Here is a 26489-nt window from a genome sequence, read left to right on the forward strand (position 1 = left end):
TTCGCGATCGAGCCAAGCTCCACCTTTCTGGAATCACCTTTCTGGAATCACCAGATCGACTGCTGTATATCCAGGTGCGTGAACAATAATTGCCCCCATTAAAATAAATCCATCCACTTTAGCCTGAAGAGGAGCGTCAGCCCATGTGTGGAATTGTTGGCTACATCGGAACTCAAGCAGCAAGCGGTATTTTGCTCGAAGGGTTACGCAAGCTGGAGTATCGCGGCTATGACTCCGCGGGAATTGCCACCATCTGGGAAGGCGAAATTCACTGTGTCCGGGCGAAGGGCAAACTGCAAAATCTGCAAGACAAGTTAGAAGGCTTACATATTCCCGCACAGGTCGGCATTGGACACACGCGCTGGGCAACCCACGGCAAGCCGGAGGAATACAACGCCCATCCCCACATGGATACGGCAAAGCGATTGGCAGTCGTGCAAAATGGCATTATTGAAAACTATCGCGAACTGCGCGAACACCTGAAGGCAAAGGGACACGAGTTTCGATCGGATACCGACACCGAAGTGATTCCCCACCTGATTGCCGATTATCTGGCAGAACTCTCTACCAGCCCCAATCCCTTACTCGAAGCGGCACGCCTGGCAGTGAATGACCTTCAGGGCGCGTTTGCGCTGGCGATCGTTTCAGCCGACTATCCCGATGAACTCCTTGCAGTGCGGCAGCAGGCTCCTTTGGCAATCGGGTTTGGGCAGGGCGAATTCTTTTGTGCGTCGGATACTCCGGCTCTGGTGACGCATACTCGCGCTGTGCTGACGCTGGAAAATGGCGAACTGGCAAGGCTGACCCCGCTGGGCGTAGAAGTGTATGACTTTGTCGGGCATCGACTCAAGAAAACGCCGCGAATGCTGGACATGAACCCGATTCAGGTGGAAAAGCAGGGCTTCCGGCATTTCATGGTGAAGGAAATCTATGAACAGCCGGGTGTGGTGAGAACTTCGTTGGAAGCCTATCTGGATAGTGGGTGGACAGCCGCTAGTTCTACTTCCCCAATTCGCTTGAATCTGCCGGATGAGTTTTATGCGGATATTGAGCAAATCCAGATCGTTGCCTGCGGTACAAGCTGGCACGCCGGACTGGTGGGTAAGTATTTGCTAGAACAGCTTGCCGAAATCCCCACACAGGTGCAGTATGCCTCTGAGTTTCGCTACGCACCGCCCCCACTCACGCCCCATACGCTAACGATCGGTGTGACCCAATCCGGCGAAACCGCAGACACCCTTTCTGCCCTGGAAATGGACAAGCGACGCAGAACCGATCTCGATCGCAAATTTCAGTCCCGCATCCTGGGTATCACGAACCGCACCGACAGCACTTTGGGACATTTAGCAAATCATCTGATCGACACTCGCGCCGGAATCGAAATTGGTGTGGCAGCAACCAAAACTTTTACTGCGCAACTCGTCGCCTTCTACTGTCTGGCGTTAGAGTTTGCCTATCGGCGCAAAACCGTTCCGCTCGATCGCCTGGAGCAAATCATTACCGGGCTGCGCCAGCTTCCCTCAGAAATGGAGCTAATTCTTGAAAGCCAGGAACGCTACATCGAAGAACTCGCCCACGATTTCGCCGAAACCCAGGACTTTATCTTTTTAGGACGGGGCATCAACTTCCCGATCGCCCTCGAAGGCGCACTCAAACTCAAAGAAATCAGCTACATCCATGCCGAAGGTTACCCCGCAGGCGAAATGAAACATGGTCCGATCGCGTTACTGGATGCAAAAGTGCCTGTGGTGGCGATTGCCATGCCGGGAGCGGTGTATGAGAAAGTGATTTCTAACGCTCAAGAAGCGAAAGCTCGTGATGCGCGTTTAATTGGTGTGACACCGATGAATGATGCTCATGCGGCGGAAGTGTTTGATGATATTCTGCCCGTGCCTTCGGTCGAGGAACTGCTTTCTCCAATTCTGACGGTCATTCCACTACAATTCCTGGCGTATCATATTGCGTCGCGCCGAGGCTTAGATGTGGATCAGCCGCGTAATTTGGCGAAGTCAGTGACAGTTGAATAGTTTAACGAAGCTGTTCTAACGAAGCTGTTCTCGATGTTTGTATGCAAACAATAAAGTCTTGAACTCGCGCGTAAAGTTCTAAACTCGTGCGTAAAGTCTTAAACTAACTGTCACACTGAAGGAAGGTTGTGGCAGTTAGCTTGTCTATATGGAGAATGTTCTAACCTAGAAGATGAGAAAAACGGTGGCTTGTCCCTTGTGTACGCAATCAGCCCATCAAGTTCGTTTGCCATTCAGATATTTTTTGCGACGCAACACTGTGGCTACATTAGCCTAATTGAGACAGTCCCAATTAAGACAGTGAAGCTGTTCCTATAGTAGATATTACAAACATTATAAATATCACAAACATTGCTAAGCCCGACTACCGTTGTCAGTCGAGAGTTTTTTGTTGGCAGTCTTGCGCCTTGTCATTCCTGTTTAACTCGGTGCAGTTCTTTCCAGTTGGCTATTTAGCGGCTGGAACAGCTTAACAACAAAGGTTGTTCCTTCGCCCACTTCACTCTCTACATCAATTTGCCCGCCATGCAAGTCTAAGCAATGTTTTACGATGGTTAGCCCTAGCCCAGTTCCAGGAATTTTGCCCACATTGTTTGCTCGTTGAAAAGGTTCAAACAAATGCTTTTGAGCATCAGAAGGAATTCCAATTCCCATATCTCGAACTTGTAAGGTGACTTGTTCTTCATGACAGGAAAGGTCAAAATAGACGGGGCGATCTTGGGGAGAGTATTTAATTGCGTTTGAAATTAAATTCGTGAGAATGTGCCTGAGGAGTTTTTGATCCAGACAAGCATTCTCGCAGTGCCCCTGACTGTTGAAAAGGATGCGGTGCTTTGAACCTGTGCTAAATTGGATTTCCTCGACTAGTCTTCGACAGAAGCGATCTAAATTTAAAGAGGCTGGCTTAAACTTCAAGCTTCCACCTGCGGCTTGACCAACAGATAATAAATCATCCAACAATTGATTCATCGATCGAACCGATTGTTGAATTATGTATAAAAACTCGCGTCGTCTTTCTTCGGTTAAATTATGATTTTCCTGCTCCAGCAATTGGGCACAGCCCAGAATTGAGGTCATCGGACCTCGAAGTTCATGAGCTGCCATTGACCAAAACCGAGATTTTAGCTCACTCAACTCTTTCTCTTTTTCTAGAGCGACGCGAATCGCAGTTTCTGACAATTTCCGGCGGAGGGCAACTTCGACCGCAACATGCAAGTCCCGCTCATCAAACGGCTTCACGATATATCCAAAGGGGTCTGTCACTTTGGCTCGTTGCAATGTGGCTTCATCAGCATAAGCCGTTAAATAAATGACAGGCGTATCAAAATCGGCTCGAATTTGCTCTGCCGCTTCGATGCCATCCATTTGACCTTTAAGTCGGACATCCATTAAAACTAACTCTGGTCGTAATTCCGCGACCTTTTCAACCGCTTCTTCTCCAGAGGCGACTGATGCAGGTACACTGTACCCCAACTTTTTCAATCGCTTCTCGATATCACGGGCAACAACTCTTTCATCCTCAACGACTAAAATCCTTTCATTAGCCATTTATTGTTCCCTTCCTATACTTTCTAATTCTGAAAATGTAATTCTAAAGGTCGTTCCTGTTCCTTCTGTTCGATCGAGTTCTATAGTGCCTTCGAGTTGTTCAGTAAAGACGCAGACAAGTTCCAAGCCGAGTGATTCTGTGTTACGGAAGTCTAGCTCTAACGGAAAGCCAATTCCATTATCCTGAACAGTTAATATGAATCGATTGTCAGAAGTGGGGGAAATTTCAATAAGGATTTCATTTTCTGAGGTTGGCGTAGGAAAAGCATGTTTTAAGGTATTGGAAACTAATTCATTGATGATTAATCCACAGGGAATGGCTGTATCAATATTGAGCCAAACGCCTGCTGCCTCAGCTCGTAGCGTTGCTGCTTGCGAATTTGCCGTATAGGACCGAAGCAGATTATTCGCCAAGTCACGAATATATTCATCAAAGTTGATTTTGAGTAAATCACTCGATTGATGCAGTTTTTCATGAATCAGCGCCATTGAACGAATTCGATTTTGGCTGTCCTTGAACAGTGCAAGTACCCTTTCGTCCCTGATGTAGTCTGATTGAAGTCTCAAGACACTTGAAATCACCTGTAGATTATTTTTGACCCGATGGTGGATTTCTTTCAATAGGGCTTCTTTTTCCTTCAATGACAGTTTTAGCTGCTCCTCGGTTCGCTTGCGTTCTTTCAGTTCGTTCTGGACTTGCTGATACAGCTCAGATTGTTGAATCGCGATCGCCATATGAATTGCGAGTTGCTTCAATAAATCAACTTCAAACGATCGCCATTGTCTGGGGCCAGAGCAGTGATAGGCACATAATAATCCCCACAAGTGTTCTCCTTGCAGGATCGGGACAACCAGGCTTGCTCGTATATCGTATAGGACCAGAATGTCAATATGACACTGAGTTAAACCAGCTGTATAAATATCCTCACAAACCTGAGTCCGTCCATTCTTATAAGCTTGGGCATAGTTTTGCCCAAAGCACTTATCCTGGATGCTGCTATTGAGTGCAGGCCTCCAACCGTCTTCGACTGACTCGACCACGACGGTGCCACTCCAGTCTGGATGGAACTGGTAGATAATCACTCGATCTGCTTTGAGAAATTGCCGGACTTCCTCGACACTCCGCTGCAGGATGTCATTAAGATTCAGGGACTCTCGGATGTGGAGTGCCATCGCGGCTAGAATCTGGCTGCATTGCAGCTGTTCCAGCAAGCCTACCGGATTTTCTAGCAGATGAAGAGCCAATTCTGAACCCTGTTCTTGAGCCAATTCACCGCTTGATGCCTCAAACTGCTCGATCGATCGCTGCAGTTGTTCCGCAGCGTCATACATCTCATTAAGAGCCAGAACCTCTAGAAAACTTGTGGGTGAGACAACGCCTAAAAGTTCTCCCTGGGGTCCGTATACCCCAAACCGCTGCACTTTTGCTTGCTGCATCTTCCAGTAAGCAACTAATATCGACTCTGAGGATGGGAAGTGCAGGAATGGGCTGCTCATCACTGTCTGAGCTTGTATCTGCGATAAATCTAGCCCTAATGTCCAAAGCTGAAGCACATGCCGCTCTAAAAGTAATCCCACAGGGTGGGAATTATCCTGCGTATCATCTGCTGCTGTCAGCACGACACAATCCGCTTCACAATCAAGCATTAATTGAGCTAACTGGAGAACTGATGTAGCTGCAGGTGCTTGAACGATCGGCGGAGAAACAATTTCTGCTAACTGCTTTAATTTCAGTAGTTCATCTAGTTGTAAGACACAGCGGAGACTCGCCGGGGTGATGATACCGAGCCACTGCTCCTGCTCATCCACAACAGGAAGATGATAAATCTGATGCTGACGGAGCTGAGCGAGGGCAGTAAAAACGTTTTGATCTTCAGTTTGGGTCAAGGCGATGACTGGTTGACGCACAACGTCAGCAACTTTCACTGCCGTTAAATCTCGCCCTGAAACAATCGCCTGTAGGGCGTCTCTCTCTCCGAATACCCCCAGGAGCCGTACCCCTTCTACAATCAGAATGCCACTTGCTCGCGCTTCGCTCATCAGTACGGTATTGAGCGAGAGTTCTAAACCCGGAAGAACACAGCTGCTCTGCGCTTTGCTCATCATCCTAATCGCGCTGCCCAGGGACGCATCAGGAGCTATGGTCAACGGGCGTCGATCAATTGCAGAATCTAAAGATAAGGAAGGGGCTGATGAATTTTGCGGATGCATGAATCAGTGTTTTTAGCAGCAGGGCTTTAACAAGAGGTTTTATTCGGCAGTAGTTAAGTTAACGTAACTTAACTCAAAATGATAAATTGAGCTAATTCCTATACAAACTATAAGTCATGAATCATAAACTTCTTCTTGGCATGTGGCATTGCTGAACCGGAGTAGGATTAGCCCCCCTAGCCTTCCAAAGTTGGAGGGAACTGGTGCTCAAAGCCCCCCTCGCTCTGGGTGTCGTGCTCCGAGGACTCCGTAGCCCTTTACCCTCTTACCCTTGTGCCCTCTGCCCTTTTTTCTCTTCCCTCTGGCGCGAAGTGCCTCAAAATTTTTTCTAAACATCAGCCACCCGTATGCTTCGCAGTTCCCCAAAGGGGTAATCGCCCCTTCCCCACGCTCCTCTCCCTCCTTCCCTTCTCTCGCTTCACCACAGGCGGTTGTGAAATGCCACCTCTCAAGGACTCTTGGACTGGAAAAATATCAGGTCAGGCGTAAATCCTTTTTCTCCCAACCGCATGACAACATCCCGAACAAACGATCGCTCTCCTATCCACAGCGCCTCGATTCATATTTCAATAGGAGCAAAATTTCAATGGGAGCAAACGTGATCGCCGCAATCGCTCGCCAACCCTGAAGAATCTGTCGCAGCAGTAGTTGGCTACCGACGATCAGGTGATCTTCGATCAGTTCGAGCTTGCCCTCCGGTCGGTGGTGCAAGAACGATTCAAAAATTCTTTAGTAGTAGGATACAAGGTACGATCGCCTCCTCATTGTGGGTCGGCTGCCATGTGGAATGTAGTACCTGAAAGCCTTAATTTACAAAGGCATCAAAAATTGGCAATTCATTTTATCACAGAGTAGGATCAAGAAATTGCAACAAATGGAGTAAATTGGCAAACCATTTTTTCGTACCGCCTAAAAACTGTACCTAAAGATGAGGGTTCTAGACGACGAGATTGGCGATTCGTTTTATTGCTATACAATTTTTGTTCTTAAATTGCGCTTAGCCTGGGTTTCTCCTTGCTGGGCGCATTCTTTTAGAAATTCATAAAGCTGTTCTTTTGACGTTTGCGGAAAGGTAGCACTAGCTTCTACTTCTTGATATTGCCCATTGTGCAATTCGTAAATTCTTAGCTGTTTACCGTTGTATCGCCAGAATTCAGCTACTCCTATTTCTGCATAAAGCACATTTTTGTTGACATCGGTGTGAGTAATATCCACTTCGACAATCAGATCAGGAGGTGGATCAACTGCTAAATCAACGGTTTTGCCTCGCACGATCGGCTCATTCGCAATATAAAATCCTTCGTCGGGTTCCGCTCCAACTTGCAAGTCAGGACGATTCAGCGTCGTTGACCCCATGCTTTTAATGTTGAGATCCAGCTCATCAACCAGGATTTTAATAAAATCACTGATTAAACGACTCAGATTCTCATGTGCCTCCAAGGGGGTCATAATCTCTAACGTTCCTTTGTAGTAGCGCAGAAGAGCCGCTCGCTTCTCCCCCAACGCTTCTAGAATTTTCTGGTAAGCCTCCCAACTCACACCATGCAATGTGACGCGCTTCTCGGCAGGTAAGCGATCGATCGGTTGAGCAGAAATGGAATGGGCAGTAGGCATAATTGCACCTTTCCCGGCTTCATGGCTGGCGATGCAGCGTTTTATCTAGATTTGTGTTTACGAGTTTAGCACTGGCACAAGGCACGGTTGGCAGCAAGGACGCATGACAGGCAGAGACGATCGCGTGATGCCCTCATGATAAAGGCGGTATGCGAGCGCTCCCTTTTGTTTGACTGTGTTAGCTTGCGATCGGATTTCTTTTTCAGCCCTACCGCTTGTGCTTCGTTGCTGTTTGACCCAAACTGTCCTTTCATGACACTGTGAAAAGTAACAACGCTTTTGATAATTGATTCTGGGGACGATCAGAGAGACGATCGAACAATTTGTAAAGCGATCGAATAATTTACCTCAGTCAAACTATAATCGCTGAAGGGGAGTCGATCGGTGAGTTTTCTCAATCTGAAGATATTGTTGAGCAGACGAAAGCGATCGAGTGGTGTTGATCGAAAACAAATTTCCCAACAGAACAATCATGCATCTTTTCTGGGAGAACTGTAAGCGACCGATTCGTAACCGGCTGAAACAGGGTAAAGCGTTTTTACGAGGCTATCCCTTTTATTACGCTCGAACGCAAGACCCCGAATTTGCTGACCGCTACGGTTATTTATGGAGTGAATTTAGAACGCCGATTCCCGATCGCGGTACTCCCGAAATTCGTGCCAATCGTCTGTGGAATTTGCAGCTTGCAGCCGAACGGATTCACTGCTTGCGCTTAGCACCGGGAGCAGTTTTCAGTTTTTGCGATCGGATCGGTGAACCTACTTTAAAGAATGGATTTCGAGCCGCTCCAGTCTTTATTCGAGGTAAAGTTTTGACTGATGTGGGTGGTGGTTTATGTTTGATTGCAACCAATTTGTTTAACACATTTTTGCAGGCAGGCTGCGAGATTTTAGAACGTCATTGTCACAGCATTGATGCCTATGGCGACGAACGCTTTTATCCGCTGGGGCAAGATGCTGCGGTTGCCTATGGCTACAAAGATTTAGTCGTGAGAAACTCCAGTCAAATTGCTTTGCAGTTGCGCTTTCAAGTTCTGGGCGATCGGGGTGAAGTGCATTCCAGCGTATGGGGTGAACAGCCTTACTCGATTCAAATTAAGATTGAATCTCAAGTGTTAGAAGAGATTCCTCCTGCCAAAGCAGACGATTGCTCCGGCTGGATTGTGGAAACAACGCGCTCCGTTCAAAAGACTTCCGATCTGTCCCTGTCCCCTCAATGGCAGTTAGACTATCGCACCGTTAGCCATTATGCCCCCTGTGAACGATCGTAGATAATGAGCGATCGTAAAAAAACACTGCTTTCCTGACTGCTCCCATTGCCTCGAACTGTGGCTTAGATATCAAGATTGACGGTGAGGGGAATCGTTTCGGTGTGAATCAGGAGGGTTGTTCTGATGAATCAGCAATCAATGGTAGAAAACGATGGTAGAAAACGATCGACTGCCTTTGTGATACTGGCTACTTGCGATCGTCCCCGCTTGCTGATGCGTTAATGTGCGATCGATGCCGCCTTGGGGTAACAAGCCCTGGAACTAAATTTAGTTATCTAAGAACCTTTTGCGTTTCGCGATCGTCTATCTTATGAGAGGCGCAGTGGAGATCGGGCAGTGCAATTTAAGATTCGTTCGTGGATTATTGAAATTGGGTTTGGTATTGGCCTTTTGCTGCTAGCAAGTCTGGCTCTGCTGCTGGCGATGGAGCATCATCCTCAAATTCCTCAGCCCCATAGCTCGACAAGACAGATCATGCCAGGCAGTTCTCTAGCGAGAACAATTATCCCTTTGGGAAACAGCGAAGCGATCGGCTGAGAGACGTAGAAACTTAGCGACAATTTAGACACAGGGGAGTCCGCAAAATCTGGTATCCTGCTGTCATTTGTGTTGCTCCCTCTCCCAAAGACTCGGCTATAGTGCTTAAGGACAATTTGAGAAAACGATTCTGAAGAAACGGGTAAAATCTTTCGGCAGTTCTGTCCGTCGTGAGGCGGGTTGCGCTGGTGCACAGCCGAAGGACAGCGGTGGGAAAGGCGAGTGGGGTGAGACGGATGACGAATTCTCCCAATGATAATAAAGAGAATCAGCCTGAGCAGCAAACGTCTACAGCGAGGCAAAACCGTACGGGGGGCAGGCGGCGCACGGTAATTCGGGCGGGTTTCGTCGCGGGGGGTCTGCTGCTCGTGGGGCTGGCAGGTGGCGTGTGGTGGGCATGGCGATTTGTGAACGAGGGTTTGTCTCCCCTGATTGCTCGTCAGGTCAGTACGCAGCTCAATCGTCCGGTGCAGGCAGGCGAGGTCGAGCAGATTTCTTTGACGCGGATTGTCTTTGGTCCTTCTGCAATTCCGGCAACGCCAACCGATCGCGATCGGCTAGAAATGCAGCGGGTTGAGGTCACGTTTAACCCGTTTGAAGTGTTGTGGGATCAAACGCTCAGCGTAGATGTGACGCTGGTAAACGCCCAAGCATTTGCCGACCAGAATGCAGAAGGACAGTGGATCACCACAAGGGCAAGAAACAACGAAAATGCACCTGACCCTTTTATTGCCGTTGAAGTCGATGCGCTGCGCGTGCGGGATGGCACATTAACGCTGCTGCCCTATGGAAACGTAGAGGAATCAGAAGTGGTTGACCCGGATGAGCCGAATCCGCAAAACCCGACGCCCGAACCGCGTGACGATGATTCGCCGGAAACCCTTTCCCGCAATGCCGTTGCCCGTCCGCAAATTGTGATCCGAGATGTGGATGCCGCTACGCTGTTTCGGAATCAAAACAGGCTGATTTCCTACGAAGTCACGGGCAGACCCGATACTGGGGGCGAACTGCGAATCGAAGGCGAGTCTAACCTTGATCGCGAACAAACCACGCTCCGCGCCCGAGGTGAAAATCTGCTGGGTCCTGATGTGAATCTGCTGGTTCCGCTGCCTGTGGAAATTAGAGCCGGACGCTTATCGAGCGATCTGGAGGTGGTGTTTCCCCCCGAAGACGAGTCGCTTCAGCTCAACGGAGTCGTGCAGTTTCAAAACGCGACGGGCAAAATTAAGCAGGTTCCACAGCTCTTGACGCAAGTCAACGGCAGGCTGCGGTTTCGCGGTCAGGATGTGTTCTTTGAAAACGTGCGCGGCAGATATGGCTTAATCCCGACTCGGGTGGGCGGCAGCCTCAACACCCAGCGCAACTACAACCTGAGGGCGCAGGTCGATCGCACCACGATTCGAGATCTCTTCAATACGTTTGACGTGGATTCTCCGGTTCCCGTATCCGGTGAAGTGCGCTCTCAGCTTCAAATTACTGGGGCGATCGATAAGCCAGTGGTTTCGGGCGTGGCGGAGAATTTAACGCCTATCGTTGCCGATCGCGTGACGTTTCAGTCGGCGCAAACTCGTTATCGGGTCGGGGATAGCGTTCTGGCGTTTGATGGGATTCGGGCAGTGCCGCGTGGGGGCGGCTTGGTTACGGGCAGTGGACGCATTGGCTTTGGCGAAAACAGCAGCGTTGCCTTTAATCTACAGGGACAAAACCTGCCTGGTGACACGATTGCCCGTCAATATGGCGCGAATCTGAATAATTTTACGATCGGCTTAGTCGATGCCCAGGCGCGGCTTTCGGGTTCTCCCGATAATCTGGTGACGACGGTAGATTTTCAGGCTCCTCAGGCAACCTATGCGGCACGGGGAAGAGTGCGAATTGCGGGCGATCGAATCCAGTTGCAGGATGGGGCAGCTCTGGTGGCAGGCGGCATTGTTCGGGCAGATGCAGAATCCGTCAACGGACGATTCACCGCAGATGTTCAGACTTCGGGGGTTGCGCTGCGGCAGTTTTCGCCGGATTTGCGGGGCTTGCTGAGCGGTGATTTCCAGCTTGCAGGCAGTTTGAATAACCTGAGTCCAAGGGCGATCGCGGCATCGGGACAGGTGCGGCTATCGGAGGGGCTAGCAATTATTAACTCGCCTTTAACGGCAGATGTGCGCTGGCTGGGCGATCGGCTTCAGGTTCGCAATGCGACGGCGACGGGCTTTCAGGCAGACGGATTGGTGTTTGCGCGGCTGGAAGGCACGCCTGCGATCACCAATCTGGATTTGAATGTGAATTTGCAGGATTATGCGCTCTCTGAACTGCCGATTAATACTCCAGAGCAAATCCGGCTGGCAGGCCGCACCGACTTTAGCGGACGAGTCACGGGAACACCCGATGCGCCACGCGTCGCCGGACGGCTGGGCTTAAACGATTTCCGCGTGAATCAGGTTGCCTTTGAACCGCGCCTGACCGGAGACTTTCGCTACACGAATCGCGGTATCAGCCTGGATGTGGCAGGACAGCAGGATCGAGTTGCCCTGACGCTGGACGATCGCAACCGTCCGGTGAGCTTCCTGGTGCAGCAAGGAGAGTCGATCGCGCAAGGACGCACCGCAGGCGATATTCTCACGGCAACGCTGGAAAACTTTCCGCTTCAGGTGTTGGGTCTTGCCCCCGCTGCAGATTACGGCATTGGCATTGTCGCGGGTGAGGCAAGCGGTCAGATCGAGGCGAATATTGCCAATTTGAATAATCCCAGCGTCATCGGCCAGTTGACGATCGATCGTCCGGCGTTAGGCTATATTGCAGCCGAGCGGTTTGCGGGACAGTTCCGCTATGTAGACGGGGTGGCGGTGCTGCAACAGGGTGAACTGCAACAGGGCGGTAGCCGCTATTTGCTATCGGGAACGTTTAATTCGCGATCGGACAATCCGCTGCAAGCTCGCATTGTGGCAGATCAGGGGCGGATCGAAGACATTCTCACGGCACTTCAGTTCTTTAATTTTTCTGACTTTGGGCGTGGGCTACGTTCCCCGGTTTTTGCGACTGCTGCCGAGGTTCAGCCCTTTTCAGTGGGTCAGCCGGATGCCGCTCTCATCAATCAGCTTCGCCGTTACTCAGAAATCAATTTGTTGCTGAGTCAGCAGGCTGCTGCACGGGAACAGTCTTCGTTTTTGCCCGATCTCTCGAAGCTGCAAGGCGTGTTTACCGGGGCGATCGACATTGCCTCTTCTGCCCAAACTGGCGTGGATGTTCGATTTGACCTCGCTGGGCGAGATTGGCGATGGGAAGATTATCAAGTCGATCAGGTAATCGCACAGGGACAGTTTCAGAATGGCGTGCTGACGCTGCTGCCGCTCCGGTTTCAGTCGGATGAGTCGTTTCTCACGTTTTCGGGGCAGGTGGGCGGTGAACAGCAGTCTGGACAGTTGCTTGCCGAAGGAATTCCGGTAGAGGCACTGCGCGATGTGTTCCGGCTGCCGATCGACATTGAGGGCGATCTAACCGCAAACGCCACCCTGGCAGGCTCGATCGGAGATCCGCAGGTGATCGGGGAAATTCAGCTCAATAATACGATTGTCAACAATACGGAACTTCCGCCGCTTCGCAATTTGTTTGGCTACAACGATGCACGGCTGACCTTTGATACAGACTTTGTGCGTGAGCAGCCGCAGACCACTGCAAACAGTGCGACAAACAATAATGGGACAAACAATCCAGATGGCTCCAGAAACATCACGCCCGAACCCACCGAACCCACCTCAACCGACGAGTTTTCACTCACGGGCAGCATTCCCTACAAGTTTCCCTTTATGACAGTGGAGCCAGCGTCGAGTGCCTTTAATGTCAATCTGAATGTGCGAAACGATGGGCTGACTCTGATTAACGCCTTTACCGATCAGGTGGCATGGCGCGAGGGACAGGCAGATGTGCAGGTTCAGGCAAGCGGCATTTTGACCGACACTCAGCAAGATCTGACGATCGGCGGCACGGCTGAATTTGCTAATGCTCGCGTTTCGGCGCAGGCTTTGCCCGAAGATATCACCAATCTCAACGGCACGATCGTCTTCAGAAACGATCAAGTTCAGGTGCAAAACCTGCAAGGTGAGTTTAGCGACGGGCAAATCGTAGCGCAGGGAACGCTGCCGATCCTCCTGCCGCTGACCGTGAATAACCCCGACAACCAGCCGCCGCTCACACTCAACCTGGACAATATCGCGCTCGATCTGCAAGACCGCTACGAAGGCGATGTCGCCGGACGGGTCATTCTCACCGGAACAGCTCTGGCTCCAGAAATCAGCGGCGAAGTTTTGCTAAGCGATGGGCAAGTGCAGTTACCCGAAGACAATGGCTCAACGATCGCCGCTGCCCCAACTTCACAGTTTGGCAATACAGAGTCCTCGCTTTTCACACCCCCTCTCTTGCAGAGTCTGCGGCTCACGCTAGGTGATGATTTGCGCGTCACCCGCGATCCGCTGCTGAGCTTTGTGGTGACAGGAGATTTAATTGTGGATGGCACGATCGACGATCTGCGCCCGGAGGGAACTGTGCAGTTGCGGAGTGGTCAGGTCAACCTGTTTACAACGCGCTTTAATCTCGATCGCGATTACACCAACACGGTCGTGTTTCAGCCCAGTCGCGGACTCGATCCATTACTGGATGTGCAGTTAGTTGCCTCTGTCCCTGAAATCACCCGATATCCGGTTCCCAATACTTCTCCGTTTGCCGCTGCTGAAGTTGCCGATCTACCCTTAGCTGCCGATTTTGGTCGCCTGGAAACTGTGCGAGTGCAGGCAAGCGTCGCCGGACCTGCCAGCCAGGTGTTCAACAATCTAGAGTTAACCAGTAGCCCCAACCGCAGCGAAACCGAAATTCTCGCGCTGATCGGCGGTGGCTATGTCAGCACCCTGGCTCAACAGGGCGGCGTGACAACCGCGATCGCCTCCCTTGCCGGATCAGCCGTATTAAGCCAGCTCCAAAACCTGATCAGCAACGCCCTCGGCTTAACCGACTTCAGCCTCTTCCCCACTACCCTCGTTTCCGATGATGCCCGCACTTCCACCCTGGCGATCGCCGCCGAGCTGGGCTTTGACATCACTGACAACCTCTCTGTTTCCACTCTGCAAATCCTCACCGCCCCCGAACCTACCCAATTAAACCTGCGCTACCGCCTCACCGATGAGCTCTCTGTCCGAGGCTCCTCCAACTTCCAGGGAGAAAGCCGCGCCATCCTGGAATTCGAAACCCGATTCTAACTCGCCCCTCTACCCCTCCATCCCCTCCGCATCCCCCACTCGGTAGAATAGAAAAGGAGAACCTCACCGATATCGATCGCCCCCAATGCTGGATTCGCTGCAAACTTTCCTTTATCATCTTGCCCATTCCGCCGATACGTTGGTGTCCGATCAGCTCGTTCACCTGAGTCCAGTCAGCGTTGGGGTGATTTTTCTGGCGGGACTGCTTACCAGTCTCACTCCCTGTATGCTGTCGATGTTGCCCATCACGATCGGCTATATCGGCGGCTACGAAGCCAGAAGTCGGATTCAGGCAGCCGTTCAGTCAGCATGGTTTGCGCTGGGCTTGGCGACTACACTGGCAGGGCTGGGTATTGCAGCGGCGATCGTCGGTCAGGTTTACGGTCAGGTCGGGATTGGTTTACCGATCGTCGTCAGCATGATTGCAATTTTGATGGGGCTGAACCTGCTGGAGCTACTGCCATTGCAGTTGCCCAATTGGGGCGGAACCGCATGGATTTCAAAAGAGCTACCGGAAAGCGTGCGATCGTATCTGGTCGGCTTAACGTTTGGCTTAGTCGCTTCCCCATGCAGCACCCCCGTTCTCGCCACCCTGCTGGCATGGATTACCGAAACCGGAAACCCGCAACTGGGCGCAATGCTGCTGCTGGCTTATACGGCAGGCTATGTCTCTCCCCTGGTATTGGCAGGAACATTCACTGCATCGATTAAAAAACTGTTAGAGCTGCGTCGCTGGTCGGGCTGGATTACGCCTGCAAGCGGTGCGTTGCTGGTCGGGTTTGGCTTATTCTCGCTGCTGTTTCGATTATTTCCCACAGGGGTTTAGCGCAGCGAATTTCTAAGAGGAGGTTTGAATTACGATCGCGATTCGAACCGTCCCCCTTAACCCCCCTCGATTCTGGAGGAACCGAGCCGTCCCCCAACCTCTCACCAGTTAACCCTTTACCTGTGAAGCATTTCCGATCCAGTTCTCAATTCAAAGCCTCCCGTTTATACCCATCGATAGGGAATTTAGGGGCTGTAGCACTCCAATCCTCACAGACATTTCCTAAACAATAACTTTTCAAATTTCCACGTTTATTATTCTCTGTTTTTTCTGTCCTCAAAACTATCTTTAACTATGTCTGCCGATTCCTCCTTTCGCTCTGCCCTGGCTCAATTCACAAATGTTCCCAAACAATATTTCAAAAAAGAACTATTGCCGTTACTTGCCGATTTGCGATTGGCGATCGTCCTCCTTCTCGTAATTGCCATTTTTAGCGTCTCTGGAACCGTGATTGAACAGGGTCAAACCCTTGCCTTTTATCAGGCGAACTATCCTGAAGATCCAGCTTTGTTTGGCTTTCTAAGCTGGAAGGTCATTCTCACGCTAGGATTCGATCATGTCTACCGAACCTGGTGGTTTCTGGCACTGCTGATTTTGTTTGGCTCCAGCCTCACTGCCTGCACCTTTACCCGCCAGTTTCCCGCCCTCAAAGCTGCCCGTAAATGGAAATATTATGAGCAGCCACGCCAGTTTGAAAAGCTTGCCCTGAGTGCCGAAGTGGATAAGGTTTCGATCGACTCACTCTCCCACCTGCTGAGCCAAAAACGCTATCGCATCTTTCAGGAAGGCGACAAGCTCTATGCGCGGAAAGGCATTACCGGACGCATTGGTCCGATCGTGGTTCATGCCAGTATGCTGCTCATTTTGGTGGGGGCAATCTGGGGCGCAATGACGGGCTTTTTTGCCCAGGAAATGATTCCCAGCGGCGAAACGTTTCAGGTGAGGAATATCTTTGATGCAGGGCCGTGGGCAGCGGCGCAGGTTCCCAAGGACTGGTCAATGCGGGTGAATCGCTTCTGGATCGACTACACACCAAACGGCACGATCGATCAGTTCTACTCCGATTTATCCGTTCTCGATCAGCAAGGGCAGGAAGTCGATCGCCAAACCATTCATGTGAATAAGCCCTTGAGACACAAAGGAGTTACTTTCTATCAGGCCGATTGGTCGATCGCCGCTCTCAAGTTCCACATCAACAATAGCCCCAGCCTTCAACTTCCGATGGCGCAGCTTGAAACTGGAGGCGCAGGTCGCCTGTGGGGAACCTGGATTCCTACCAAACCGGATTTAACGGCAGGCGTGTCGATCGTTGCCAAAGATCTTCAGGGCATTTTGCTGGTCTACGATATGCAGGGCAAGCTGATCGCAACCGTCCGCGAAGGAATGTCTACTGAGGTGAATGGCGTGACGCTGGCGATCGAGCAGGTGGTTGGCAGTACGGGACTTCAGATTAAAGCCGATCCGGGTATTCCACTGGTTTACACCGGGTTTGGCTTGCTGATGCTGGGCGTTGTCATGAGCTACGTTTCCCACTCGCAAATCTGGGCACTGCAAACTGCAAACAGAACCTACATCGGTGGCAAAACGAATCGGGCACAGGTCGCATTCGAGCGGGAGATGATCGAAGTCCTGGAACAACTTGAAACGCCCCAGCCTGACACGACTGAAGCGTTTGCAGAAGCAAAATCCTGATTGACTGACAAATCTAGATCAAGCGACAGAGGCACATCACGGCGGCTCCCATCTTTCGATTGCTTTTACAGCAGGTTTCCAGCGGCTTTGGCAAGCAAGTTAAATTTACCGGATGAGAGTGAAACCATCGCTGCGACCAAGCTGACAACGATCGCGATCGCCCCAAATGACTCGTTCAGCTCTTTGAGCTTATCCAGTGCCTCTTTTAAGTCTTTGGACGCATCGTTGATCGTCTTTTCATAACTACTCATGCCAGCAATAATCTTTGTTAAAAGAGTACTGTTGAGTTTGGCTCGAAGATTAATCAGCTCAAGTTCCAGGGCGTGAACTGTGGGTTTGGCAGGGCTACTTTTTGCCAGTAGATCTGTCACTTCTTTCACCAGATTTTTCTTTTCTGAATCGGTCAAGCCAGCCCTATCTGCCACTGCTTTCACATAGTCCAGAACTGCGGTTTGATCTGCTAACTCCCATTTAACTGTGGAAATCTTGCCTGCTTTGAAGAGTGCTGTTCGTTCAGCAAACGAAGCATCTCCAATTTCTTTGACTGTCGTAATGAGTTCGGCTAACTTTGTTGTGCTTGACATAAGATCTCCTGAAGAAACTTGTTAAAGATCGCTCAATCGAAGACAGGAATTACTGCTTGAAATCAACTCGTTTCATTTTTTCAATCATGGGAGCCGTAGTTCTTTCGTAATCCTTCAAGATGTTGACAATTCTGCTGACATCCGACGGCGTGAGCTGAATCGACACGGGTTCCTGATAACGCTGAGTCGCACGCTCGGCACAAAAAGCATCTCGTTTAAGCGGATCAATTTCTGGCTGTTTCTCCTGATTCAACTTCGTTAAGTCAAGCTTTTCTGCAAAGACTAAACTAATCGATTTGTGGCTCCCACGAGTTGCGTCCAGAACTTTTACAAATTCTTCAGCAAATGCTTTCTTCTCGTTAATCTTGTCGATCGCCTCGTTATATTCGCGATCGAGCCGAAGCAAGCTAAGAGCCTCAGACGGTGTGAAAACAGTGCCTGGTGGTGGCGTCAGGAGTCCGAAATATTGTCGATGCTGGTCTGCTTCTAGCTGAAGCTGATTCACATAAACAACCGACGCAATTTCGATTAATCCCTGGGTGTAGCTGTCAATCGCTTCGTCTGTACAAACCATCACCGGGGGAATTGTGTCTCCGCGAATGTCAGCCGCAACCGCATCAAAAATGACGTTCAGGATACTTGAACCTTGTTCCAGAATTGTGCTGACTGGCTCTGGAACCGAGCCGCTTGTATCGCTCAGCGAGGTAGACAAATCTCCCAACGCGCCCTGTAGCTTTTTCTGATTTTCAGGCGTAATCACGCTGGAGCGATTGTCCGCTAGCATCATCAGATTGTTCAGGTAAGCGATTATCACTTGATTTGCATCTGCGATCGCCATCCCTAACTCACGATCGTTTTGCCGACAAGCCTCTTCTGCCGCCGCTCTAGTATTGGCAATATCTGGAAATGTGTCGATCGGAACCCTGGCACGCCTGAGGCAGGACTGATAGTAATCAGTTGCCATTTCCTGTGATTTTGCCGCAATTTCTTTGGAGTTCTCGCCTAGCTTTCGCACATTGCTAAAGTCTCGGCATCCCACCAGAGACATTCCAACCAAAAAGCAGAGAGAAACTGTCCTGAACCTGAATTCTTTGTGACGCATCGAAACGACTCCCATCGAAAAGCACTAGGCTGGCGATCGTCCACCGTCTGACATAGCAAGTTGAGGAGATTGCTTTAGCTGCTGAATGCTATGTACCGAGCGACCTTTGACGATTTCTGCCTTTGTAAGAACTTATCCAGCCTATAAAAGAAAAAACTGAAAGTCAGCTAACAAGCATTAGGAACTTTCAAGGAACTAAGGTAAGAAAGTGAGGTTATACGGTTAGGAAAAAAGAGCGAATGAGCGGTGAGCAGCAGTTTTCTCCAGAAGAAAATCGGATTGGGAAGGTTTATCTGGTGGGTTCCGGCGTGGGGACGATCGACCTGCTTACGGTCAAGGCGTATCGGCTGATTAGTCAGGCAGAGGCGATCGTGTATGATGCGCTAGTGGATCAGGAAATTCTCGATCTTGCGCCCTCAGGCTGTGAAATTTTGAACGTGGGCAAGCGAGGCGGACAGCCCAGTACCCCTCAAGCGGAGATAAACCGTCTCCTGGTCAGCCTTTGCCAGCAGGGAAAGCAGGTGGTGCGGCTCAAGAGTGGCGATCCGTTTATTTTTGGGCGATCGACCAGCGAGATTCAGGCATTGATGGAGGCAAGCTGTCCGTTTGAGGCAGTTCCGGGTATTTCCTCAGCGTTGGCGGCTCCGCTCTTGGCAGATATTCCCCTGACCGATCCGGTGCTGAGCCGAGGCTTTGCAGTGGTGACGGCACATGAACCTGATGCATTGAACTGGCAAGCGTTGGCACAGCTTGAAACGCTGGTCATTTTAATGGGCGCAAAACAGCTCCCGACCATCATCGAGGAATTGGTGCGGCATGGGCGATCGTCTACTGCCCCGATCGCGATTGTTCGCTGGGCAGGACAGCCCAATCAGCAAATTTGGACAGGAACGCTGGAAACGATTGTGCGGCAAACCGATCGCCAGTCTCTCTCGCCTGCGGTCATTGTGATCGGAGAAGTTGTGCGGCTGCGCCCCTATCTTCAGTTCCCCTTAAACAGGCACAATAGTCGTGATCAGTAAGATCAGTAGATTTACATAAAAACAACGATAGCGATAGAACCGTGGTAAACCTTTTTCTTCCCCGACTACCGCTGCCGCTTGCGGGCAAAACCGTTCTGGTTACGCGAGCGGCTGGACAATCGAGCCAGTTTACGCAACTGCTCCAACAGCAGGGTGCAAGGGTGATCGAGCTGCCTGCGATCGAGATTACGCCCCCCTCAAGCTGGCATGGCTTGGACCAGGCGATCGATCGGCTGCACGAGTTCGACTGGCTGATACTCACCTCGACCAACGCCGTCGATTATTTCATAGAACGATTAATGGCTCAGGGTAAATCCCTCAGTGTGCTGTATCAGCTCAAAATCGCGGTGGTCGGGCAAAAAACGGCTGCCTGTCTTCAGCAAAAAGGAATTCAGCCCGATTTTATTCCGCCCAACTATGTTGCTGATTCACTGGTCGAGCATTTTCCCGATCGCGATCGGTTGCCTGAACTAAAGCTGCTGTTTCCCAGAGTCGAGACGGGCGGACGGGAAGTGTTGGTGAAAGAGCTATCTGCACAGGGCGCAACAGTGGTGGAAGTCGCAGCATACGAGTCGGGCTGTGTTCGCACGATCGCTCCTGAAATTGCCCAGGCACTGCAAAAGGACGCGATAACCTCAGGCGAAGCTCCCTTGCACATTGATGTAATCACGTTTGCTAGCTCTAAAACGGTGAAATGCTTTCATCAGCTTGTGCAAAGCATCGCCCCTGCTGCATCTCAGCCGATTCCTTCTCCCCGCACCTGCCTTGCCTCGATCGGGCCCCAAACCTCGATCGCTTGTCAGATGTACTTCAAGAGGGTCGATGTAGAGGCAGCCGAGTACACCCTGGAAGGACTCACGCAAGCGATCGGGCAATGGGTTACCGGAGGAAATTGCTCTAACCGCTATGACTGATTCAAATCAACCATCGGGGAATTCACGTTCAAATTCTGCATCTTCTCGTCAGCGCATTATTGGCATTACTGGGGGCGTTGGCATGGGTAAAACAACGGTTTCGGGCTATCTCGCACAAACCTATCAAATTCCGGTTCTGGACGCCGATCTGTATGCCAGAGAAGCCGTTCATCCCGGATCGCGGGTGCTGCGCGAAGTTGTCGAACGCTATGGAAAAAGTGTACTCCAGTCAAATGGGCAGCTCGATCGCCGTCGATTAGGCGACATCATATTCAGCAGTTCGGCAGAGCGGCTCTGGCTGGAGCAACAGATTCATCCCTACGTGCGCGATCGAATGCAGAGCGATTTACGCCTACTCCCTGCAGACACTTATCCGATCGTCGTGCTGGTGATCCCCCTTTTGTTTGAAGCCCGTATGACTGATCTAGTCACCGAAATCTGGGTGGTGCGAACGTTTCCAGACCAGCAGCGACAGCGGCTTCGGCAGCGCGATCAGCTTGACTCAGTCCAGATCCAGGCACGGATTGATAGCCAAATGGCGATCGAGCGAAAAGTTCAGCAGGCAAACGTGGTGCTGGACAATACCGGAACGCTGGAAGACCTGTATCACCAGATTGATGCCCAGATCTGCAAAGCTCAGGACGGTGCTTAAATAGGTGCTTAAACAGGGGCTCAAACGGGGGCTTAAACAGATAACTGAATCTGCGATCCCTGCTCGGTTTTATGAACTTCGATCCGGGTCTGAAACGCCTCTTTCAGGTGGGGAATGTGGGTGACGGTGAGAATGCAGGCAAAGTCCGGGGCGATCGCATTAATGGCAGCAATTAGCCGATCGCACCCCGCATCGTCCTGCGTTCCAAAGCCCTCATCGATAATCAAGAGCTGTAAGGCAGTGCCCGATCGCTGTGCCAAAAGTCTTGCCAGGGCTAAGCGAATCGCAAAATTGACCCGAAACGCCTCGCCGCCGGAATAGGTTTCATAAGGGCGCGTGCCCTGGGTATCGCTGATCAAAATATCTAGCGTGTCGATCAGTTTATTGGCAGATTGATGATTCCCTGACTGTGCCGATTTGCGGCTACGCTGGGTGACAAACTGTACATGAAGCTGGTTTGCGCTGAGCCGTCCCAAAATTTGATTGGCTTCGGCTTCGAGCTGGGGCAGCACGTTTTCGATCATGAGGGCCTGAAGTCCGTTTTTGCCGAAGGCTTGCGCGAGTTCCTGATGCACCCGGTACTGGCGGCGCAGGGTTTGAAGCTGTTCGACCAGGGCGGTTTGCTGATTGCTGAGTACGAGGAGCTGCTGTCGCTGCTGTTCAAGCTTACCCAGGGCGGCAAATTGGGTATCGAGGCGCGATCGTCTCAGCAGCAAATTTTGCTCGATCGATCGAATGTCTGCTGCAGGATCGGGCGTTTGGGCGAGGGTGTGATCGATCGCCTGAAGCTGGGCGGCAAGGGTTTGAAGGGCCTGGGTGCGATCGTGCCAGAGTTCGGTCAGGTCACGCATTCGCTGACGCAACTGAGGATAGTGCTGCTGTGCCTGAAGCAGTTCCTGATAGCGCAGCGGGATATCCTGCGCCTGTTTGAGCGTTTGCCGCAAAGCCGTATGCCGTTCCAGGTCATAGCCGATTTCCTGAATGTGACGATCGATTGCCTCGATCTGCTGCTGCAAGGGCGAATGGGGAATCTGCTGAAGCTGCTGTTCCAGGGCGGCGATCGTTTTGGCAATGTGCGGTTCGCGTTCGAGGAGCTGGCTTTGTTTGCGCTGAGCCTGCTTTAGCTCTGCCTGCTTGACTTCTGCCCATCGCCAGCGATCGACCTGTCCCCGTGCCAGGGCATGATTGCGATCGTCGTAGCCGAGTTGGGTAAGCCGCTGATCCAGTAACCGCAGTTCTTCCTGAAGGTCGGCGGCGTAATCCTGCTGCTGAAGTGATCGTTCCAGATGGATTTGTTCTGATATCACCTGCTGAAGTCGGGTTTGTGCTTCCGAAACGCCGTAAAGCTGCTGCTGTAACTGTCCGCGCCGCTCCAGAACAGTGCCATACTGCTCTAGCTCGATCTCCACTGCCCGATATTCCTGCCGCAAGACGCGAATTTCACGATCGGAGGTCGTGAGCTGCTCCCGAATTACCCAGAGCTGATTGCGGATTTCCTGCTGTTGTGCCTGATGCCGCTCGATCACCAAATGCCAGTGATCCTCATCCAGAGGACGATCGCACAACGGACAGGGCGGAAAGGCGGAAGGGAATCGAGATTCAATTGCTGCCACGACCGAGAGTTGCGCGTCTTCGCCGTCGTGGATTGCAGGTCTACTCGCCTGAAGCAATTGCTGAACGCCTGCTTGAATCCCAGATTCGGCGGTATCGTGCTGAAGCATTCGCAGTTTGTGATCGAGTTCGGCGAGTTCTCGTTCGCATTTGCGCTGCTGTTCCTGCAAGCGTTCCATAAAGGTGCGCCGCTCCATGCCTTTCTCGCGAACCTGCTGCTGATAAAGGCGGCGTTTTTCCAGATAGCTGATCTGTTCGGAAACCGTCAGGGTTGCTTTTTGCAGGTGAGGCTGGGTTTGCTGCTGTGCTTCTAGCTGCTGCCGTAAGGATTGGACTTCCTCAAGACGGGCTGTGAGCTTTGCTTGAGCGCGATCGAGCTGAGTCTGCACTTGCTGTCTGCGCTGTGTCAGCGGAGAAGCCTGCATCTGTATTTGATCAAGCTGTGCGAGGTGCGATCGCGCCTGCCGGAGTTGTTCCAGTGCCGCTTCGATTTCGGGTGCTCGGCTGAGAATCTGTCCAATTTCTTGCTGCTGTTGGGCGATCGTCTCTTGCTGTAACTGTGCCTGCCGAAGCTGGTCTTTAATCTGCCCCAGGGCTGCTTGCTGCTGTTGCTGGAGTTGGCTCCGCTGTGCCAGAGCATTCTGATGCGCCTGAAACTTTGCCGTGAGCTGCTCTTCTTCGCGCTGAAGCTGCTGATATTGGGCGTACTGTGCGCCGATCGCCTCCCCGTTTTGCAAAAGCGACTCAAGCTGAAGCTGCTGCTGCTGAAGGGTTTTTAGCTCCTGCTGAAGCCGCTGGCAGTCCTGCTTTAGGGGATGAACCTGCTGCTGCTGAAGGGTTTGCTGCTGCATCCACGCCTGCCGCTGCTGCTGCAACTGACGCAGTGCTGAGAGCCGATCGCCATCCTGCTGCTGTTCGGTCTGCAACTGCTGAATGGTGTCGCGTAGGCTGGCTTCGTCTGCTTCTAGACTGGGCTGTGCCAACTGAGCCGCGATCGATTCTAGCGTGCGTTCCAGCACGGTCATTTCCGCTTTGAGCTGGCGCGATCGTTCTTTTGCCTGCTCGGCTAAATCATCGTACTGTTCTAGCTTGAGCAGATCGGCGAGAATTTGCTTGCGATCGGTAGGACGCTTGAGCATAAACTCGTCTGCCCGTCCCTGACGCAAATAGGCGGAGTTGATAAACGTTTCATAGTCCAGCTTCAAATGCTGCAAAATCAGCTGCTGCGTTGCCCGAATTCCCTTTTCCGTTAAGGTGCGAAATCCATTGGGCGTTGAAATCTGAAACTCTAGCGAACTGGCTTGCCCTCGCCGCCGGGTGCGAATCACGCGATAGGCGTGCTGCTGATACTCAAACACAAAATCCACCTGGGCCTCGATCGCTCCCTGGTGAATTACATCATCTTCGCTCAATGCCCGACTCGCGCCCCAAAGTGCCCAGGCAATTGCTTCTAAAAGCGATGATTTTCCGGCTCCGTTTGCACCACAAATACAGGCAACATTTAAGCCGCGAAAATCGAGCGTTGCCTCGCGGTAGCTCAGAAAGTTTTTGAGAGTAAGCTGCTGCGGAATCACGGAGAGCAAGCCATACGCATATTCATAAGATAACAGTACGACTGCACTTTAATACAGCCGAACTTAAGTTGATTAGGAGGATTTGTTGTGATTTGGAAAGTGATTTTTGGGGAAATGAGGGCGGCTCAGTGATTAAATAGTGCGCTGCGGCGAGTTTATTTTGAGGGGGATTAAGGAATTGGGCGATCGTGGGTTGAATTTAATTGGGGCTGGTATCCGAGTTGCCTGACTCGATTGAAACTCGATGGAAAAGGAGTGAAGAAAACTAAGGGCGTTGCTGAATCATGCAATGAATTTGACTTGAAACGCTCACTAGGGCAAAACTTTCAACGCTCAAAATCTGCCAGAATTGACCGATTTAGGGAGCTGCCCAGCATAGTCAAACCCAACCGTTTATCCTTTAATTCAGCAACGCCAAATAATTCAGCAATGCCAAAGCAGGTTCTTTTCCTGCCGAAACTTCCACCCCTGCTCGATCGTCACTTGTCATGTCATCCGAGATCAGCTGGATTGCAACTCGGAGTTCCTGAAAATATCACGATGTTCAAGATGTTCACGATGTTTAAGTCTTCTCTTCGCAATAGATTTCTTTTAGGGTTAGTCACCGTCGCAGGTTTAACGGCTGCCGTCACGCCTACGATCGCCGCTCAGCTTGAAGCAACGGCTCCCCGGCCTCAAAGGGTAAAAGTTTTCTTTCCCAAAAATCCGCAGCAGCAAAGCGACCTGAGCTATGTAGAACCTGTGTGGCGACAGGCTCAAACTGCAAGCGTGGCTCGGTTTGCCGTGAGCCAGGTGGTGGCAGGGCCAACTCGCCAGGAAAGACAGCAAGGGTTTATCGCACCCCTCACCTTACAGGGCAATTCTAACTGTGGCGGCAGAGACTTCACGCTGTCGATCACTTCAGCAACAGCAAGGCTCCAGTTTTGTCGGCAGGTGGTGTCAGCCGGAGTGGGGGATGATGCGCGGATAATGAGTTCTCTAAATGCCACGCTCAAACAATTCCCAACGGTTCGATCGGTAGTCGTTCTCGACCAAAACGGAAACTGTGTGGGAGATATGAGCGGAGAAAACCTTTGCCTGCGCCGCTAAGCCTGCGAAGAACGACGCAACGCCTGCAAACTTTCACGCAAAAAGGGCAGTGTGCTCACAGCAATAAAGGCAGCAGCAAGTAAGCTCACGATCGCATCTGCCCATTCCCAATGAAACACCAAAATTAATAGAGCGGAGATAACGACGGCGATCGAACTCACGGTATCGGCGAGAATGTGTAAAAACGCGCCGCGAACATTCAAATCAGAATGGCTGTGAGCATGAAAAAGACGAACAGTGAGCAAATTAAACAGCAACCCAACGATCGCCGTCAGCAGCATCGCTTCGCTCACGATCGCAGTATGGCTCTGAAACCGATCAATCGCTTCCCAGGCAACCCAGCCTGCCAACACCAGTAGCCCAATCCCATTGGCGATCGCAGCCAGCACTTCCGCCTGTCGAATATTCAGAAAAGACGGGTGACGGTTTGCTAACTGCGCCACACAGGTTGCCAGCAGCGATAGCCCCATTGCCAGACAGTCAGACAGCAAATGACCTGAATCGGCAACCAGCGCAAGACTGTGGCTCCACCAGCCCATGCTGTATTCAATCAGGGAAAATCCGCCTGTTAAGATCAGCCCCAGCGTCAGCAGTTGCAGCTTGGCGGCAGGGTTAGAATTTTCTTCAGGAATGGGTAATTTTCCTTGAAGCGGGTCACAGTTCAGGCATTCACAGGGCTGCATCATGGTCGGTAAAGTCACGCTCTCCTCATTGCTGGACGAATTTACTGACGAATCCACTGACGAATTGAATTTGCGTAAAGTTGCGCTGCTCAAAGGTTAGCCTCGATCGGTTCGTCTGGCAATGGTTGGTCTGGCAATGATTGGTTTAGTAACAGTGGATTTGGAATGGGTTGATCTGGCAGAGGGTTGCTTTGCCGGACGTTGCTGAATCAGGCAATGAATTTCACTGCACAAATTCTTCCCCGTTTCCTACGATTAAACGACGGGGTGTGGAAAAAATCTGGCGCATCGTTTAG

At 51.2% G+C, this 26489-nt stretch carries 15 protein-coding genes and 1 pseudogene; 9 read left to right on the forward strand and 7 right to left on the reverse strand.

Features of this window, described 5'->3' with window-relative positions; genetic code table 11:
* Positions 1–143 precede the first annotated feature (143 nt).
* Positions 144–2027 (forward strand): glutamine--fructose-6-phosphate transaminase (isomerizing), encoded by a 1884-nt coding sequence (gene glmS, locus NDI45_RS05450; RefSeq protein ID WP_348246711.1) that lies wholly within the window; start codon positions 144–146, stop codon positions 2025–2027.
* 420 nt (positions 2028–2447) lie between these two features.
* Here glmS and NDI45_RS05455 read toward each other — a convergent pair whose 3' ends face one another.
* The 3 genes from NDI45_RS05455 to NDI45_RS05465 all read right to left on the reverse strand — a co-directional run bounded on the left by NDI45_RS05455 (position 2448) and on the right by NDI45_RS05465 (position 7400).
* Complete coding sequence (locus NDI45_RS05455; protein ID WP_190792604.1) at positions 2448–3575, reverse strand: ATP-binding protein; 1128 nt, start codon at positions 3573–3575, stop codon at positions 2448–2450.
* The gene (locus NDI45_RS05460) at positions 3576–5681 is read right to left on the reverse strand and encodes a histidine kinase dimerization/phosphoacceptor domain -containing protein (protein ID WP_348246712.1); all 2106 of its coding nucleotides are present in this window, start codon (positions 5679–5681) and stop codon (positions 3576–3578) included.
* Between the two features lie 1074 nt (positions 5682–6755).
* Positions 6756–7400 carry a Uma2 family endonuclease gene (locus tag NDI45_RS05465; RefSeq protein ID WP_190792602.1) on the reverse strand — a complete coding sequence of 215 codons (645 nt, stop codon included), beginning with the start codon at positions 7398–7400 and terminating at the stop codon, positions 6756–6758.
* Positions 7401–7872: 472 nt separating this feature from the next.
* On the opposite strand from NDI45_RS05465, the gene NDI45_RS05470 reads away from it, so the two are divergent.
* The 5 genes from NDI45_RS05470 (at position 7873) to NDI45_RS05490 (ending at position 16962) form a co-directional block, all read left to right on the forward strand.
* A complete protein-coding gene (locus tag NDI45_RS05470; protein WP_190792601.1) occupies positions 7873–8670 on the forward strand; it encodes a VanW family protein in 798 nt (265 codons plus the stop codon).
* Between the two features lie 336 nt (positions 8671–9006).
* Entirely contained in the window at positions 9007–9207 is a 201-nt protein-coding gene (locus NDI45_RS05475) for a hypothetical protein (RefSeq protein ID WP_190792600.1), read from the forward strand.
* Positions 9208–9443: 236 nt separating this feature from the next.
* Entirely contained in the window at positions 9444–14444 is a 5001-nt protein-coding gene (locus NDI45_RS05480; protein ID WP_348246713.1) for a translocation/assembly module TamB domain-containing protein, read from the forward strand.
* A gap of 85 nt (positions 14445–14529) precedes the next feature.
* Positions 14530–15270 (forward strand): cytochrome c biogenesis protein CcdA, encoded by a 741-nt coding sequence (locus tag NDI45_RS05485; RefSeq protein WP_348246714.1) that lies wholly within the window; start codon positions 14530–14532, stop codon positions 15268–15270.
* A 294-nt stretch (positions 15271–15564) separates the two neighbouring features.
* Entirely contained in the window at positions 15565–16962 is a 1398-nt protein-coding gene (locus NDI45_RS05490; protein WP_190792597.1) for a cytochrome c biogenesis protein, read from the forward strand.
* A gap of 65 nt (positions 16963–17027) precedes the next feature.
* Here NDI45_RS05490 and NDI45_RS05495 read toward each other — a convergent pair whose 3' ends face one another.
* Together NDI45_RS05495 and NDI45_RS05500 are read right to left on the reverse strand one after the other, a co-directional pair.
* Complete coding sequence (locus NDI45_RS05495) at positions 17028–17546, reverse strand: hypothetical protein (protein WP_348246715.1); 519 nt, start codon at positions 17544–17546, stop codon at positions 17028–17030.
* 49 nt (positions 17547–17595) lie between these two features.
* Positions 17596–18648, reverse strand: a complete 1053-nt coding sequence (locus NDI45_RS05500) for a hypothetical protein (RefSeq protein WP_348246716.1) — start codon at positions 18646–18648, stop codon at positions 17596–17598.
* A gap of 278 nt (positions 18649–18926) precedes the next feature.
* On the opposite strand from NDI45_RS05500, the pseudogene cobA reads away from it, so the two are divergent.
* Together cobA and coaE are read left to right on the forward strand one after the other, a co-directional pair.
* Positions 18927–20584, forward strand: a pseudogene (cobA, locus tag NDI45_RS05505) (uroporphyrinogen-III C-methyltransferase).
* Entirely contained in the window at positions 20577–21236 is a 660-nt protein-coding gene (gene coaE, locus NDI45_RS05510; protein WP_190792591.1) for a dephospho-CoA kinase, read from the forward strand. Before cobA ends, coaE begins: the two are co-directional and overlap by 8 nt.
* Positions 21237–21268: 32 nt before the next feature.
* Here coaE and NDI45_RS05515 read toward each other — a convergent pair whose 3' ends face one another.
* Positions 21269–24421, reverse strand: a complete 3153-nt coding sequence (locus NDI45_RS05515) for an SMC family ATPase (RefSeq protein ID WP_348246725.1) — start codon at positions 24419–24421, stop codon at positions 21269–21271.
* 558 nt (positions 24422–24979) lie between these two features.
* Between NDI45_RS05515 and NDI45_RS05520 the strand changes: the two genes are divergently transcribed.
* A complete protein-coding gene (locus NDI45_RS05520; protein ID WP_190792590.1) occupies positions 24980–25510 on the forward strand; it encodes a GerMN domain-containing protein in 531 nt (176 codons plus the stop codon).
* Here the strand turns inward: NDI45_RS05520 and NDI45_RS05525 are convergent.
* Positions 25507–26211 (reverse strand): cation diffusion facilitator family transporter, encoded by a 705-nt coding sequence (locus NDI45_RS05525; protein ID WP_190792589.1) that lies wholly within the window; start codon positions 26209–26211, stop codon positions 25507–25509. The two genes, NDI45_RS05520 and NDI45_RS05525, sit on opposite strands and share 4 nt — an antisense overlap.
* Positions 26212–26489 lie beyond the last annotated feature (278 nt).

This window comes from Leptolyngbya sp. GB1-A1 (assembly GCF_039962475.1).
Lineage (GTDB): Bacteria > Cyanobacteriota > Cyanobacteriia > Elainellales > Elainellaceae > Leptolyngbya_A.